Source organism: Brevibacillus massiliensis (assembly GCF_000311785.1).
Classification (GTDB): domain Bacteria; phylum Bacillota; class Bacilli; order Brevibacillales; family Brevibacillaceae; genus Brevibacillus_C; species Brevibacillus_C massiliensis.
The window spans coordinates 7,518-21,107 of record NZ_HE978552.1 but is presented as its reverse complement, the minus strand read 5'-3'; the positions used below and the strand labels follow the sequence as shown (position 1 = coordinate 21,107).

Below are 13,590 nucleotides of genomic sequence, written 5' to 3'. Positions count from 1 at the left end.
GGGCGACCGGCTAGTACATACAACCAGCCACGCCAAAGGCCTTTTGCCCATTCGTCGAATTGGTTGAAGCCAGTTAAGACAAACTCTGCTTTTTTCGTCAGGTGCTCAAAGTATCGCTCCTTGTTTTCTCGGAAGCTACTCATCTTCCCAACTTCCCGCGGCCGTAACTCAGATACAAGTTGTTCGACGGCAGCGAAGTACTCCTCGTCCGATTCAAAATCTTCTCTCGACAATTCCATGATCTTCGCACCGGCTGCTGCACCTCTCCTGCGGATTGCCCTTGATCGGACGATTTGGGCATAGTGATCAATATTTGCAGCGGTAGGACATGATTTTCCAAGTTCGATCAGATATGATACGCCGCCCATGTCGTTTACGCGATTGAACTTCTGATACTCGTCGGTTACCGTAACCACGTCCACCGGTTTGTTTTGGTCGTGCAGGTATTTCATGACTTCGAAAATCTTCTGGTGACGATCGACAAAGAAATCTCTTGGTTCAAGGAACATGATACGATCCAGTGCATTTTGGTCGAGGAATATAGCTCCAAGAACGGATTGCTCTGCGGCTATATCAGCAATATCAACTCCAATCGAAGTCATTTTCATCATTCCCTTCTTCTACCCACCTACGGAAAGCTATCTCTTTATCTCTTGGATCAGCTTTTTTCTTATGAGGGGCCTGGTTTAAATACTCATCAAATTTTGATGGTCGAAATAAGGTGCTCGGTCGTAGATATTCGCACATTTTCTCGTCTTCCAGCCAATGGCTACACTTGACATCGATCACGTAATAAAAGTCATCAATGGTTCTGCCTTCTGACAATCTGCCGTTAATCAGTTTCTTATTGGCTTCTGATTTTGCGGAGTAATTTTTTCCGGTTTTTTTGTTCAGGTAACCAATGATCTGCTCATATATGTTTGTTTCTTTTACTTTCTTTTCTTTTACTTTCTTTTGTGGTGTTTCTGCTGGCAATAACTCCAGTTGAACGGGATTATCGTCATCATTATCGTGGTTATTGTCAGCATTAACTGAATCGATTAGCAGAAATTCTGGTTTGATCACGATACCTTTACGTCTGCTTGTTGCAAGTAGGAATCGCTTTTGAAATCCCTTGGAAGTGAGGATTCCGTAGCTTTTGTACAGCTCCCGACTAAAGAATCCCCACTTCAAACACTCCTCAACAACTTCATCTACAAGCTCTACAGACTCATTCACTTTCATGGAGAAGACATGCCTCTCTCTTTCCCCCCATTGATAGAAGTAGCCGTTTTTGTATATCTCCATCATTAGGCGGATCAAAATCCCAAACCCTCGCATGCCATGCTTAGCGACAACCATGATCACTTTCTCGTCCTGATCGATATCTACGTCTAATGGGAAGTATTCAAGCCCTTCTTTTGTCGGCCTGGCCAATTACATCACCCACTTTTTATTCGCGGCCACCACCGGAAGATTATCTCTGTAATGTCGCTTACGATTCTATGAGGTTCATCGACTATTTCCGATCCTGAATAACGCAGCAGAAGATAACCCTGTTTTGCTATGAACCGTTCCCGCTCCTTATCTCTTGCCACTTGTTCCTTTGACTTTTCATGCCAGTCATGACCATCGCATTCTACAACGATAGAGAGTTCTTTCGATTCGTTTGAAGAGTGTTTAGGTTTGAACTTGATCAGAAAATCAACTGTATATGTGCCGATTTTGAATTGTGGATAGATCAAGAGGTTCATGGCACCGAATGCGAAAAGAAGATCTCTCATGCCGATATAAGCGATTTTTTCAATTGGCGATTTGCAAAATTTCTCAGCAGCGCTAATTTCGAGGTTTGCAAGTTCAATTCGAGATTGAATCCTTTCTTCTGCTACCTCTTCCCAAGACATCTTGCTCACCTCACCCCCTCATAGTTTCTTCTCTGCTTCCAGGTACTTGATAATCCGCTCGGCCAGGTCAGCGCCGTCCGCTTGGTCGTCTCCAGTGCTTGGAGTATGCGTCCATTGCTCATATATCTGTTGGATGCCTTGTTTGAGGCGTTCTGCAGGGGATTGCTCGACGGTGTAGCCGTTGACGAGGGCAGACATGTATTCAAAAGGCTTTGATCGTGCGTAACTTGCAAGAATACGCCCGCTGGTAGTCCTATCATCAAAACCATCAATATTGAGGAAGTGCAGATATATATCATCGCCGAATGGATTCCAAGCATTTTTGCACTCTTCAATCGCCTCGGCCACTTCCCGGGGGAGAGAAACCTTTTCCCCAGCAGCCATTTTGTTGATCTCTTCCTGAATCCGCTTGTTTTCCGCACGGATCACGTTCAGTTCGTTACGCAGCTTGTTGTACTCGGCTTCGGAGTACATCCTTTCAGCTGGAAGTACCACTGCGTATTCCGCCGGTACCTCCAAACCTGAGTGTGGACCTTCAATCACCTGATATGGTCTGTTAAGCTCCAAAAAGCTGCCTGGCCGAACCCTTGCGACCATGACTGTACCCTTTGAGATATGAACAGAAGCAGTACGCAAATTTTTTATGAGCCGTATCTTGAACACTCAAACCACCTCGATTTCGTAATGTTTCCCCTCTTCCAAACCTTTACGCTTCAACGCCTGCTTCACGGTCATTTCAGCCAGTGCAGGCAGGTTGTTTCGCTTTGATAGGTGTGTTAGGTATATCCGCTCCCCTCGCCCTTGTATAAGGCTCCCAAGAGTCACAGCGACCTGTTCATTTGACAGGTGCCCAATGTCTGAGAGGATGCGGGACTTCACGCTGTCAGGATAGGGGCCCGCTTCGACCATGGACGGATCGTGATTTGCCTCGATGACATAAATGTCGCTGCCGGCCATTGTCTCCAACATCTCGGGGTCAACCTTGCCTGTGTCCAAGCAGATGCTTGCTTTCCTTTCCCCGGCCGTCACCGTGTAGCCGACCGGCTCGTAGGCGTCATGGTATGTTTTAAATGCTGTGACCGTGAATCCATTCGGATCAAAGAAGCAGGGGCCTTTGCCAACCTCGACCAGTCCGTCTTTTTCCTCTGGCTCCGCGATACACTTCCACTCGCCGTATGTGGCGTATACCGGAATAAGGTACTTGGCAGCGAGAGGCAGCCCCTTAATGTGGTCTGAGTGGGCATGTGTCACGAATATTGCCGCGATCTCATCTGGCCGAATACCAACCTCCAGCAGCCGCTTCTCAATCTTGGTCTTGGCTATGCCCGCGTCAATCAGTATCGTTGTTTGTCCGGACCGGACGGCGACGCAATTTCCGTCCGATCCGGAAGCTAGAATGTTTACTTCCATCCCTGCCCTCCTTGATCTCGTCGTCACACCGAACGCAGATTTCCAAGCCCCGAAAGTAATGCTCCCTTCCAGGATTCATCTCGCGTCCGCAGAGTTGACATTCTGGATCCCTGCGGTAGACCTCTACTTTGTACATGAGCGTCACCTACCAAATATCTGCGGAATTATCGGGATAGCCTGGAATTCTCTTTACAAAATGGCATCAGTCCTTAAACTTGCTATACAGCGCATACCATGCACCTTCGATCTCCTGGGCTTTCGGTAAATCCGAAGTGTCAATGATCGTTTCAATTACAGTTCCATCTTTGCGCTTTAGAAAGATAGCGGTAACTCCTTCGCGGATCTCGTAATCGTTTTTCATAGCAAATCATCATCCGTACTTTGTGCTGCCTTACGTGCTTCAATCTCTAAATCCATGATCTTGAGCAGACCCATCATCTCTGCTAGTGTGGGCTTGTCCCCTTTGGGCTTGGCATGCTCTGCAATGTACGCGCTCATCTGATCGGGGTCAGTGATACCAAGCTGCGCGAACTTCTTCTTCATCTCGGCGCGTGCTTTCTTCATCTTGGCCGCTTCGTCATCTTCGGCTGGCTGCTTCGGTACATCTATCACTTCTGCTTGTGGCGTGATGTCTTTGCGTTGCGGCTGGTATTCAGGGATGTTGTCAACCGATGATCCTGATTGGAAATGCTCGTCCTCTGCCACCTCAATGCCGAACTGCCGCTTGAAAGCCCGCTTAATCGCGTGTTTGACGATCATGTCGTCGAAGTAGTCCTTCCACATCTGACCGTTGCGGCCTTTGAGCAGGTGTTCAACCTGATCATTAGTGATGACCACCGCAATGTTCGGCGCACCCTCGCGATAAGCAACGCAGTAGGCTCCAATCGTCTTTCCGCGCTGCATTGACGTGATACGGTGTTTCGGCTCCCCAGTGACGACATCGATTTCAAACTCGTCGTTTTCCTTGACCTCAGAGGCGATGAAGCCCTTGTACTGCGGGTGGCGTTTGGCGAGGGCGACGATACCCTCGACAGCGATCTGGATGCTCATAACAGGGCCGTCTTTGCCGTTGTACACGATGCAGTAGACCTGGTTGAGGAAAGGATTAAGTCCGCTGCGCGCGCAAGTCTGAACGAACAGAGCGAACTGCTCATTGGTTGTGCCGCGGGCGATTGTCGCTTTCAACGTGTCCAGCTCAGATTGTGTAAAACTGCCGACAACTGCGTTTGTATCGATGGCCTGAACCGCTGTGGAATTTGTCATTTCTTCGTTGCCCCTTTCAGCTGTTTTTTGCATTCATCACATACCGCAATGGAATTTTGCCCCACCGAAACGCTAGTCAAGATTTCTTGTGCAACACCTTTGCAAAGAGCGCAGCCACCGTGTTTAGGCATTGAACATACCCCCTGCTGCTCGTTTCAAGTTATCCTTGTCCTTCACGATAATGTCCACGCAATGGGTGCAGATCGCTTTCTGTGGATACAGGTTTGTCATGGGAGTATCTATATTGCCGCAGAGAGAGCAGCCTGGGGAATATTCACTCAATACGACATTTTCGCCGTCTACATAAACCTCCAGGGGCGTTCCAGGTTTCCACCGGAATGTGTCCCGTAACTCCTTTGGCAAAACGATTCGTCCCAAATGGTATATCTTCCGAACTATGCCAGTGGCTTTCATTCCGCTTCATCCTCCATTTCGATTTTCAAGTCCTGTCCAGCTACAACCCGGCACATGATCAGTTGTCCATTCGGCTGCGTAAATCGCGTGATGCTCTCTGCGTTGTCCACGAAGCACGGTGCCACAATCCCGCTTTGCTGACTCAACACATCCCGCAACTCCAGTCCAGCTCGGATGCTCTCAGACAGCGACAGCTTCCGATATGGCTTGCCGTCCATCTCTATTTCAAAGTCGGGCTTCAACTCACCGTCTGTTTTGTTTTGCTTGAACAGGCGAATGGAGAGTGTCGTGAAAAGGTCTTGCACTTTGGCCGCTTGCAGTTCCGCTTCCTTGGCCAGAAACGCCTTGATTGCATCCAGGATGAAAACAGATTCGTTACGACTGGCCAGCGTAGCTGCCTCGTCGGCTTTGGCTTTCTCAATCTCTTCTTGCAGGCCTTGAACGTTTTTCAGGCGGTAGATTGCATCCTCCAGAGCGTCACGTTTACGCTCCAATTCCCGAATGTTCTCCAACTGTTCGGAAACGTCGATATATTCAAGTGTTGCAAGTTGTGCTTCCAGCTCTTTGCGCTCCAACACGGTCTTGTCGTAATCAGCTTTGAACTGATCAATGCGCTTCTGCTTGTCAGCCTCTGCGTTGGCCTTCGCATCTCCCTGGAGCACTTGTCCACATGTTCGGCAGGTGTCCTTGATAGGCTCGTCTTTCAACGCGGCAAACTGTGCTTTCATACGATCTCGTTGTTCCAACAACGATTTGATCCGGGCTTGCAAGGTATTGATTTTGCGGTTGTTCTCATCGGCTGACCCTGTCATCTTTTCAATTTCTTTGATCTTCTCGTACAACTTGGTACTCTCGGCCTTTGTAGCCTCGATATCAATGTCTTCCTGCGGCAACCTCTCCAATTGTTCCAGCAGTGTCTTGGTGCGGCTCTGCGCTGCTATGTACTGCTTGTCCTGCTTGTTTTTGTTGTCGCGATGGATTTTCTCCAGGTCTGCCAGTGAGTGCTTTTTGAGCAGTTCTGCCAGCTTGTCCGCCTGTGCTGCAGGCAGTTGGGCAAACACCTCTCTGTTGGCCGGTGCCGTGACATATTGGAGAATGAGTTTGCGCTGCGTCTCCCAGTGCAGCGAAGGAAAGTATGATGGATTGAACAGCGACAGGAACAGGTCTTTGTCAAACAGGGATTGTACCAGTTGATCAAACTCCGTGGCCTTGCTCGGTACCTCGTTGATCCAATATTGGACTTTTCCTTTTGCGATGCCGCGCCCTAGGAGGATTTGCTTGTCGTCAACGCTTAGAAGCAGTTCTGCCTTCACTTCGTCGAAGTCGTATCCGATCGGTGTAGGGTCGATCTTGCTTCCGAAAGTATCTGTGCCGTATAATGTCCAAGAGACAGCTTCGGGAATACTCGACTTACCTTTCGCATTGTCCCCTGTGATTCTGGTGAGGTCGCCAAACTCTACAACCAGATCGCGGTGGGACTTGTAATTTTTTAGGGTAAGTTTTTGGAATAAAATCTTCATTTTTCCTCCAATCTCAGCGGTTGCTGCCTTTCCATTAACAACCTCTTGAACTTTTCAAGAAGCCTAATCTCTTTTTCTAGGTCAGCTACCATCTGTCGCTTTAGCTCCAAAAATTTTTGAATGTTGGCAAGTGACGACGTGCTGTATGGATGCTTACTCATTTTCACCAACCTTTTACTGGAAAATGTTCATTTAGGAAATCCCGTAGCGCTTCAATTCGATCTAGGCCGACGATTGTGAATGCTTTTGGTGGTAAATATGCTCCCTCGTCTATCCCTCCATCTTCAAAGAATTTCAGAACGCGCTGGCCGTCTGTAAGCACCGTCTGCATCGTATCAAGAGCCAGTGACTTTACATCTTTTCTCAACTTGTTCACCTCCTTTCAGGTATTCAAGAGTCCAGCAGCTTCCATGTCGCGCTCCAACTCGGACATTTCCTTGTGAAGCCAACGCCGACCGTCATCACTGACCTGACCGTAGAGATAGATTTCCAACAGACGCAGGTAGTGATCGTGTGCTGCTTGATGTTCGGCTGTTAGTTGCGGCATTTTCCCGTCACCTCCCTTCCGGAAAGAAATACTCGTCGATCAGCCGCTGTATTTTTTGATAAGCTTGGTCTGACGTTACCTGTCCTTTCTCGATCAGCTTGGTGATGTTTTTCAAACTGGCTTCAAATGTACGTTTGCTCATTGGCTGATCCGGTTTACGGTAGTCGGAAAGATGGATGATCATGATTTGTCACCCTCTTTGATCAAAACGGCTTATTCTGCTATCCGGCGATAAAACCAACTGTTAAAAGTTGCTCTCCGCCGCCTTTTACAGACGCTTTCTTTATCACTCTGCCCTCTTCCAATAGTCGATTAAGAAATCTCAGATTGTCTTCGAAGTCGTCAGACATAACGTTAAGTTCAATCTCTTTGTCGTCGAATTCGGCACCGTATTCAGCGTAATTATTTGCTTCAGCGATTGCCTTCGGCGAAGCGAAACCGCTATTGAACCAAGCAGTGTAGCTGCCGTCTTTTTCCGAGATGGCAATAAAAATTTGACATTCGGAGATCAGCTTGCTGAAAGTGTGATCTCTCAGACTGAACGAAAAATCCGCTTCACCCATCTTCACAACTAAGGTGTCTCCCTCTTCGCCGCCTTCCAAATATTCAACATCTACGTCAACCTTTGAGATACCGATAAATGGATCCACCCACTTTTCCAAGTTGAATTCCAAACTGCAAGTGACTCCGAACTTTTTCATCACTTCAAACAGGTGGAAGATTTCACCGGCGTTAGAATCAATCATTTTGATTGTTTGCATGTTGTACCACTCCTTCTTTCATGGCGCTATTCCTCATTCGCTCCACTTGTTTTTCGCTTTTTGAACGCTTCGATTATGGCTTGTCTGCCGGACTCGTAATACCTGAAACTTGGAACCTGCTTTGAACTGTACGGGGACTTGTCCAACACTTCTATTCCGTACTCGGGTGTTTTTAGATCGTGCTCGTTAGCGATACGGCCAACCATTTGTTTGGATATGCCTAACTCTTTGCCAATCTGTTCTGCTGTGTATGTCTTTTGAACCTCCGGTCGGTATTCTATGGGCTTGTCCGTCAGGACTTCCAAGGCGTTGATATCAAGCAACTCAACCGACTGCGGAGAAAGTGTCTTTCCATCCTTGGACTTGAGTATCAGCATTGCCTGCCGTGTCCGTGCATTCAGCAATCGCGCTTCTGCATTCATCCTCTTGATTTCAAGTTCCATCTGCTTGTAGTCGGTAGAAGCAACAATAGCGACCTCCCCTTTACGCAGACTTTTCAGGATCTTGCGAACCCATGAACGGAATTCTGCTGCTTTTTCCGTTTTTGCTAACATGGTGGCTTCGTAAATGCCATCCTCATTGAAAACCCTTGTGTTATAAAGCTTCCCGTCAGTACCCGTCAGTTTGACGGTAACTGAAAACTCCTCATTTTTCAGTTGAGGATTGCGCTCAACAAGTTTATCCATCCCTTTTTGCGGATCAGCGTAACCAATAGCTCTTCCGAGTTGGCGGGAGGTCATGAATACGTCGCCGCTTTCGTTTTGCCAGAAGTCGCATTGCGCGTTTCCAAACAAAGCTGTTTTTGCTAAAGTTAGTTTCATCAGTCACCATCCTTTTCTGTCACCCTGCTTTTTTGTCATTTGACACATCATCGACAAAAATAATAAAATCAAAAACCTTTTTTCCAAAAAAACCAAGAAGCCCACTCCATACAACTCCACTTGGAGGCCTTTTGTTGTTTAGCACACGTGATAAACATGAAGGTGATACTCCAACTTTCGCAGCCATCGCGGTTGTATTAAGCCCCTTTCGGCGCATATAATTAACGAGTTTCTCGGTGTCCAGGATTGCGCTCTTCACCTTTAATTCACCTCCTTTGTGCTATTTGACACAATTTGATTATACGATTTTCGTGTCATATGACAAAACCTCAAAAATAGCCGTATTCGTTCAAAATCGAACGTATTTTCTCATTTTTGTCATTTGTCACAGCGATACTCATATTATCTTTGCATTTTGACAAAATGCATGTATAATGAGTGTGTCAATTGGCAAATATACTTCTGGAAAAGTATAATGAATGGAGTTGTTTTTATGAACGAATTTGGGCGTTATATTAAACAAATTCGCGAATCAAAAAACTTAACTTTAACTTACGTAGCTGAGCAAATAGGAATTGACCATTCACATTTATCGAGGATTGAAAATGGAGAGAGAAACGCTCCTAAGGCCCCTACAATACGAAAATTAGCCAAAGTACTCGGTGTTTCGTTTTTAGAATTGATGGAAAAGGCTGGTCATTGGGAGAAATTAGATGAAGAGGAAAAACGTCAACTCGCCGAGATATATGCCAACGAAGATGTTGTCGAAACGAAAATACTCAGGCTGCTAAGGGGATTAGCGAATGATGAAGGGAAGTTCCCAGGCAATCTGCATAAAGATATTTTTGCTATTTTCGGTGGATATCTGCCTTTGGGTTCAGCTACAAACAAATTCGATCATTGGTATCTCTACGACTACCTAAACGCTGATCCAGACGATTTAAGTGAATCGGACGCAGAATATGCGTATGAAGAATTCAATAAAAACTATAATTTCATCACGATTAAAAAAGGAATTCAAAATCTAGATGATCTTATATTAAGCAAAAAATCATTAGAAGAGTTTTTAGCCGAGTTAGAAAGCTTATACAAAAAACAAAACTTAAAAAACCCCTTCTCAGATGAATCCGAGAAAGAGTTTCTGGCCGAGATCGATTTATCTGATGAGGAGTTGATGCAGCGGTATAAGGTTATGGTTGATGGTCGTGAACTGACTGAGAAGGAATGGAAGAAGTTGCTGGCTTTTCTGCGTATGGAACGGGATCTTGATTAATTCCTATTTTTTTGCGCAGATTTACTCCTAGCAACGTAGACAGCTTGTCTAAATCAACTACTTTTCGTTCGATGCCAACCACCCGCCTTGACTTATGTAAGATTTCTCCATGTTAATATCAAGCTAAATTATAACACAAATTCGCGAACGTTTGTTTCCATTCTTACAAAAAAGAACAATTGTTTTTAACATGATCAAATATTCTATTATTTTCACGCAAAAGAAACTATGATATGATGCATCCGATGTCACCACCCTTTTTGAAAATTTAAGAGGATGAGAACCTATGGCGCTTTTCACCCGTGGGAAGTGCCTATTGAAACCACTGCTGGATCGCATCGGCATTAGTCAGGCTGAATTGGCCCGAAGGACAGGTATCTCTGAGCGAATGATCTCGTACTACGTTAAGGACCAGAAACCTATGTCCGCTGATGCTATGTACACCATTTCGCGTGTTCTTAACTGCCGAATGGAAGACCTCTATCAGTGGGTTAAGTCTCGATAGGCGCTGCAGAGAAATTTGCTCTGCACTCCCCTGGGGTAAATCTGAAGCTATAGGTTCAGATATGGATAGTACTTCCATTGTAATCCTTTCCAATAAAAAATACATTGGTAAATTCAACCATATTAAACAAATTGGGCTCCAAGTCTCTTGACAGGAGCCTTTACATTTGCCAAAAGTCATCTTGCTTTACAGTTGGATCGACCTTCCGAAGCGCGTTCAAAACCTTCTTCATCGTCCTTCCGTTTGGGATCCGATCGTCTTTGTTTGTCAAGTCGCTGATCGTATTTTCGCTTACCTTTGATTCTTTCGCGAGCCAGGCCTGAGAAATTCCTCTTTTGTCGAGCCACTTCCCGAGTTTTGTCCTTTTCTTGCCTAATCCGAACATTTTAAGATCACCTCAGATACAGCCATGTCCAAATATCCAAAAAAATATACATGATCCTCCAAATGAATTTGGAATATTGTACAATCCCTGCTGCATCAATTTGAAACACGTGCAGCTACACGGGTATTGCCAGACTTTTTACCCTGGTTACGACACTGGTTTCTGACCGTGTAAGCCAACACGTGTATTCAAGCTCCGAGCGCCTGATCTTATGGGAAAATGCTCTTTTGTTCAAGCGAACGGAAGTGAGCGCCGAGGGGTTGGGGGCGCGGGGGAAGGGGTGAAAGTATGTTAGATGCGGTGTTGGCATCTCTTTTTGGCGGAAAATTTGTTGGCTTGGCAACCTACAAACTTGGACCTCCATTGATAACGATCGGCAAATACGCTGCAGCTGGATATGGCTTTTGGGCCTGTATGCAGGCTCCGCGAATGATAAGCAGCCGCTACGACATGCGGTATCGTATGATCCAGGCTTTTAAAGCAGGTGGTATCTACAACGTCCATAAACGGCGTGACTACGGTGACGGCCAGATCAAGGAGGTGCGTGAGTACCCATGGATCGAGCGGATCAGTCGGACGACTTCGGCGCTGACAATCAGCTTTCGATTACCACCCGGGTACTCCCCAGAATCACTCAAGCAGCGCGAATATGTATTCCGTCAGGAGTTCGGTCAGTATGCAAAGCTGGTGATTGGCGACGTCGTTCATCAGGTGGTAGTTGCCACTCCGCTGCCGTCGATGGTCCCGTACTCGTATCCTTTGGTGCAGAGGGTTTTTGATAAGGTTGGTGGGCTGCCGGTTTTCGCCGGTATTACCGAGTCCGGCCAACCGATCACATACGACATGAGACGGAATCCTCACCTTGGGATTGTAGGCGTAACCGGCTACGGCAAATCGTCCGCGCTTCGCGTTCTCCTCTGTTCCTGGTTACAGTATTTTTCACCGGAACAGCTGCGCCTGTATCTGGGCGACCTAAAAAAGACCGAGTTTCAGCAGTACAGCGGGATCCCTCACGTGGAGCATGTGGCTATCAACCGCTTGGAGGTTATCACAATGCTGCAGGACGTGTGCCGCCTCATGGACAACCGCTCCACACTGCTGGGGCGAGCCGGGGCAACGAACATTGACCAATATCAAAAACGAACTGGGAAGACACTGCCCTATGTCGTGGTTTGCATAGATGAGGTAGCCCTCCTATCCAAAGAAAAAGCCGCACATGAATACCTGGAGGAGATTGGCGCAATTGGCCGGGCACTGGGTGTATTCCTGATTTTGAGCCAGCAGCGTGTTGATTCAGAAATCATTGGAGGCCGGCTGAAGAATAACCTGACTGTCCGGGTGGCCTACAGGATGAGCGATGCCTTGAATAGTCGCATGTTCCTTGACAATGATGCAGCTGCACAGCTTTCTGTTCCCGGGCGGGCCATAGTCAAGGAACCGGACCGTATCAGCGAGGTGCAAATTCCCTGGTTGTCCGAAGAAGAGGCCGAGAAGATCATTGATCAGTATCGTATAGCTGAAAATGATGTCGTTACAACCGACACTCATGTACAAGAGGAAGAAATCATATTCGGGGAGTTGATTTCATGAGGATGAGGTACAGAGCCATTCTGAGCGATTTGGAGCGCTTCCGCTGTTTAGCGAGGGATGATATAGCAGCTATCCACTTTCGCGGCAACAAAGCGCCCATAAAGGCTACAAATGAGGTCATGAGGCGTTTGCGTGATCGAGGCGAGGTTGAACTAGTCACATCTTCGGCGCCGTATGTTTACTCAGCAAGGCCCTCGCCATTACGAAAAGACTCTCAAAAGGTGCCGCACTACTTGGCGATTGCCAGCGTGTACAGGGAGATGCTGCAGATCAGCCCGCCGCGCATTTTTCAGGTTGAACCAAAGTATGAGAAAGGTTTGCCGGAGCCTGACATATTCACTATTTGGGCTGGCCGGGCGTTCTGGATCGAGGTACAAAGAAATGTATTTTCACAAAAGGTTTGGCTGGAGAAGTTTCAGAGGTATATTAACTTTTTTCGTAATGGCCGATGGCGGGAAGAAAGTTGGCAGCCAAAGGATAAGAAGGTGTTCCCGTACATTTGGATTCTGTCGGCGTCGCGGGTCCCGGTGCCAGACGGATTACCATTCCCTGTCTTACAGAGTAGGTCAGTAAATGAACTTCTTAGCAAAAAACCCGATACTGCGTAGGTGCAGATCGGGTTACACGATTTCTTTGACACACTCTGGTGTATCGTTTTTCGGGCTGCCTACAGCTGGAGATACGGGATATGCTCGCATCAGGTCAGCTTCATACGGAACGAGCAGCGACTGCAGCAAGTCGGAGTCAAACCGTTCACGATCAAGCCAAATTTTTTCATTGTCTTTTCTCAATATGACAGGCATACGATCACGGATGTCTCTGACGACCTCTCACTTGAATTTTGAATTAAGTTACTAAAATCTATTGATGAATCTCTACCCTTGTGGTATGATATAAGTAACTCAATTCAATAGGAGAGTGATACTGTGGCAAGAGGCGGAAAAAGAGAAGGTGCTGGACGTAAGGCACAGGGAATCACACGAAAGGTATCGTTGACACTTACAGCGGAGGAATGGGAACAGATCGATAAATTCGATGGAACCGTGGCGGCTTTCCTGCGCCAGCTTATGAAACAGGTAACTGAAATCAAAGAGAGGCAACCACTTCCTGTAGAAAAAGGTAACTCTAATCATAATGATGACACAGAGCGGCTGACTAGGCGTACCGTGGAGGAGCTGTGGCAGATCTATCTAAGCAAAGGCAGCCAGCACACGCCGC

Annotated in this window: 23 protein-coding genes; 5 read left to right on the top strand and 18 right to left on the bottom strand. The window is 46.8% G+C overall.

The features are described from left to right. The 16 genes from HGBM_RS23920 to HGBM_RS28390 form a co-directional block, all read right to left on the bottom strand. A partial coding sequence (locus HGBM_RS23920; RefSeq protein ID WP_019123606.1) for a DnaB-like helicase N-terminal domain-containing protein occupies window positions 1-608 on the bottom strand: 608 nt, incomplete at its 3' end. Next, window positions 583-1,416, bottom strand: a complete 834-nt coding sequence (locus HGBM_RS29140; RefSeq protein WP_019123605.1) for a conserved phage C-terminal domain-containing protein — start codon at window positions 1,414-1,416, stop codon at window positions 583-585. The genes HGBM_RS29140 and HGBM_RS23920, both read right to left, overlap by 26 nt. A 5-nt stretch (window positions 1,417-1,421) precedes the next feature. Then, window positions 1,422-1,883, bottom strand: coding sequence for an endonuclease domain-containing protein (locus tag HGBM_RS23910; protein WP_035287869.1), 462 nt, complete (start codon window positions 1,881-1,883; stop codon window positions 1,422-1,424). 18 nt (window positions 1,884-1,901) lie between these two features. Next, a complete protein-coding gene (locus HGBM_RS23905; RefSeq protein WP_019123603.1) occupies window positions 1,902-2,546 on the bottom strand; it encodes a hypothetical protein in 645 nt (214 codons plus the stop codon). Further along, window positions 2,547-3,293 (bottom strand): MBL fold metallo-hydrolase, encoded by a 747-nt coding sequence (locus HGBM_RS23900; protein ID WP_019123602.1) that lies wholly within the window; start codon window positions 3,291-3,293, stop codon window positions 2,547-2,549. A 202-nt stretch (window positions 3,294-3,495) separates the two neighbouring features. Further along, window positions 3,496-3,654, bottom strand: a complete 159-nt coding sequence (locus tag HGBM_RS30555; RefSeq protein WP_019123601.1) for a hypothetical protein — start codon at window positions 3,652-3,654, stop codon at window positions 3,496-3,498. Further along, complete coding sequence (locus tag HGBM_RS23890; RefSeq protein ID WP_019123600.1) at window positions 3,651-4,556, bottom strand: RecT family recombinase; 906 nt, start codon at window positions 4,554-4,556, stop codon at window positions 3,651-3,653. Before HGBM_RS23890 ends, HGBM_RS30555 begins: the two co-directional genes overlap by 4 nt. Next, window positions 4,553-4,687, bottom strand: coding sequence for a hypothetical protein (locus HGBM_RS32180; RefSeq protein ID WP_019123599.1), 135 nt, complete (start codon window positions 4,685-4,687; stop codon window positions 4,553-4,555). The genes HGBM_RS23890 and HGBM_RS32180 overlap by 4 nt, the downstream gene beginning before the upstream one ends. Then, window positions 4,680-4,970 (bottom strand): AbrB/MazE/SpoVT family DNA-binding domain-containing protein, encoded by a 291-nt coding sequence (locus HGBM_RS23880; RefSeq protein WP_019123598.1) that lies wholly within the window; start codon window positions 4,968-4,970, stop codon window positions 4,680-4,682. Before HGBM_RS23880 ends, HGBM_RS32180 begins: the two co-directional genes overlap by 8 nt. After that, entirely contained in the window at window positions 4,967-6,490 is a 1,524-nt protein-coding gene (locus HGBM_RS23875) for an AAA family ATPase (RefSeq protein ID WP_019123597.1), read from the bottom strand. The genes HGBM_RS23880 and HGBM_RS23875 overlap by 4 nt, the downstream gene beginning before the upstream one ends. A gap of 163 nt (window positions 6,491-6,653) precedes the next feature. Then, on the bottom strand, window positions 6,654-6,857 hold the full coding sequence (locus HGBM_RS23865; protein ID WP_019123595.1) for a hypothetical protein: 204 nt from the start codon (window positions 6,855-6,857) through the stop codon (window positions 6,654-6,656). A gap of 15 nt (window positions 6,858-6,872) precedes the next feature. Continuing rightward, on the bottom strand, window positions 6,873-7,037 hold the full coding sequence (locus HGBM_RS30550; protein WP_019123594.1) for a hypothetical protein: 165 nt from the start codon (window positions 7,035-7,037) through the stop codon (window positions 6,873-6,875). A gap of 7 nt (window positions 7,038-7,044) precedes the next feature. Beyond that, a complete protein-coding gene (locus tag HGBM_RS30545) occupies window positions 7,045-7,221 on the bottom strand; it encodes a hypothetical protein (protein ID WP_019123593.1) in 177 nt (58 codons plus the stop codon). Between the two features lie 37 nt (window positions 7,222-7,258). After that, window positions 7,259-7,798, bottom strand: a complete 540-nt coding sequence (locus tag HGBM_RS23850) for a hypothetical protein (RefSeq protein ID WP_019123592.1) — start codon at window positions 7,796-7,798, stop codon at window positions 7,259-7,261. Between the two features lie 26 nt (window positions 7,799-7,824). Next, a complete protein-coding gene (locus HGBM_RS29135) occupies window positions 7,825-8,619 on the bottom strand; it encodes a BRO-N domain-containing protein (RefSeq protein WP_019123591.1) in 795 nt (264 codons plus the stop codon). A 19-nt stretch (window positions 8,620-8,638) separates the two neighbouring features. Then, entirely contained in the window at window positions 8,639-8,878 is a 240-nt protein-coding gene (locus tag HGBM_RS28390) for a helix-turn-helix domain-containing protein (RefSeq protein ID WP_019123590.1), read from the bottom strand. 234 nt (window positions 8,879-9,112) lie between these two features. On the opposite strand from HGBM_RS28390, the gene HGBM_RS29130 reads away from it, so the two are divergent. Then, window positions 9,113-9,892: a helix-turn-helix domain-containing protein gene (locus tag HGBM_RS29130; protein WP_019123589.1), complete on the top strand. Its 780-nt coding sequence runs from the start codon at window positions 9,113-9,115 to the stop codon at window positions 9,890-9,892. 286 nt (window positions 9,893-10,178) lie between these two features. Continuing rightward, window positions 10,179-10,397, top strand: a complete 219-nt coding sequence (locus HGBM_RS23830) for a helix-turn-helix domain-containing protein (RefSeq protein ID WP_019123588.1) — start codon at window positions 10,179-10,181, stop codon at window positions 10,395-10,397. Window positions 10,398-10,557: 160 nt separating this feature from the next. On the opposite strand, the gene HGBM_RS23825 is transcribed toward HGBM_RS23830, so the two are convergent. Beyond that, the gene (locus HGBM_RS23825) at window positions 10,558-10,782 is read right to left on the bottom strand and encodes a helix-turn-helix domain-containing protein (RefSeq protein ID WP_019123587.1); all 225 of its coding nucleotides are present in this window, start codon (window positions 10,780-10,782) and stop codon (window positions 10,558-10,560) included. Window positions 10,783-11,070: 288 nt separating this feature from the next. Between HGBM_RS23825 and HGBM_RS23820 the strand changes: the two genes are divergently transcribed. Together HGBM_RS23820 and HGBM_RS32325 are read left to right on the top strand one after the other, a co-directional pair. Next, window positions 11,071-12,372 carry an FtsK/SpoIIIE domain-containing protein gene (locus HGBM_RS23820; protein WP_019123586.1) on the top strand — a complete coding sequence of 434 codons (1,302 nt, stop codon included), beginning with the start codon at window positions 11,071-11,073 and terminating at the stop codon, window positions 12,370-12,372. Continuing rightward, window positions 12,369-12,980, top strand: a complete 612-nt coding sequence (locus HGBM_RS32325) for a replication-relaxation family protein (RefSeq protein WP_019123585.1) — start codon at window positions 12,369-12,371, stop codon at window positions 12,978-12,980. Before HGBM_RS23820 ends, HGBM_RS32325 begins: the two co-directional genes overlap by 4 nt. Before the next feature lie 12 nt (window positions 12,981-12,992). Here HGBM_RS32325 and HGBM_RS23810 read toward each other — a convergent pair whose 3' ends face one another. Next, entirely contained in the window at window positions 12,993-13,187 is a 195-nt protein-coding gene (locus HGBM_RS23810; RefSeq protein ID WP_261798197.1) for an SOS response-associated peptidase, read from the bottom strand. A 111-nt stretch (window positions 13,188-13,298) separates the two neighbouring features. On the opposite strand from HGBM_RS23810, the gene HGBM_RS31225 reads away from it, so the two are divergent. Beyond that, the coding region (locus HGBM_RS31225) for a hypothetical protein (protein WP_019123583.1) at window positions 13,299-13,590 on the top strand (292 nt) is incomplete at its 3' end.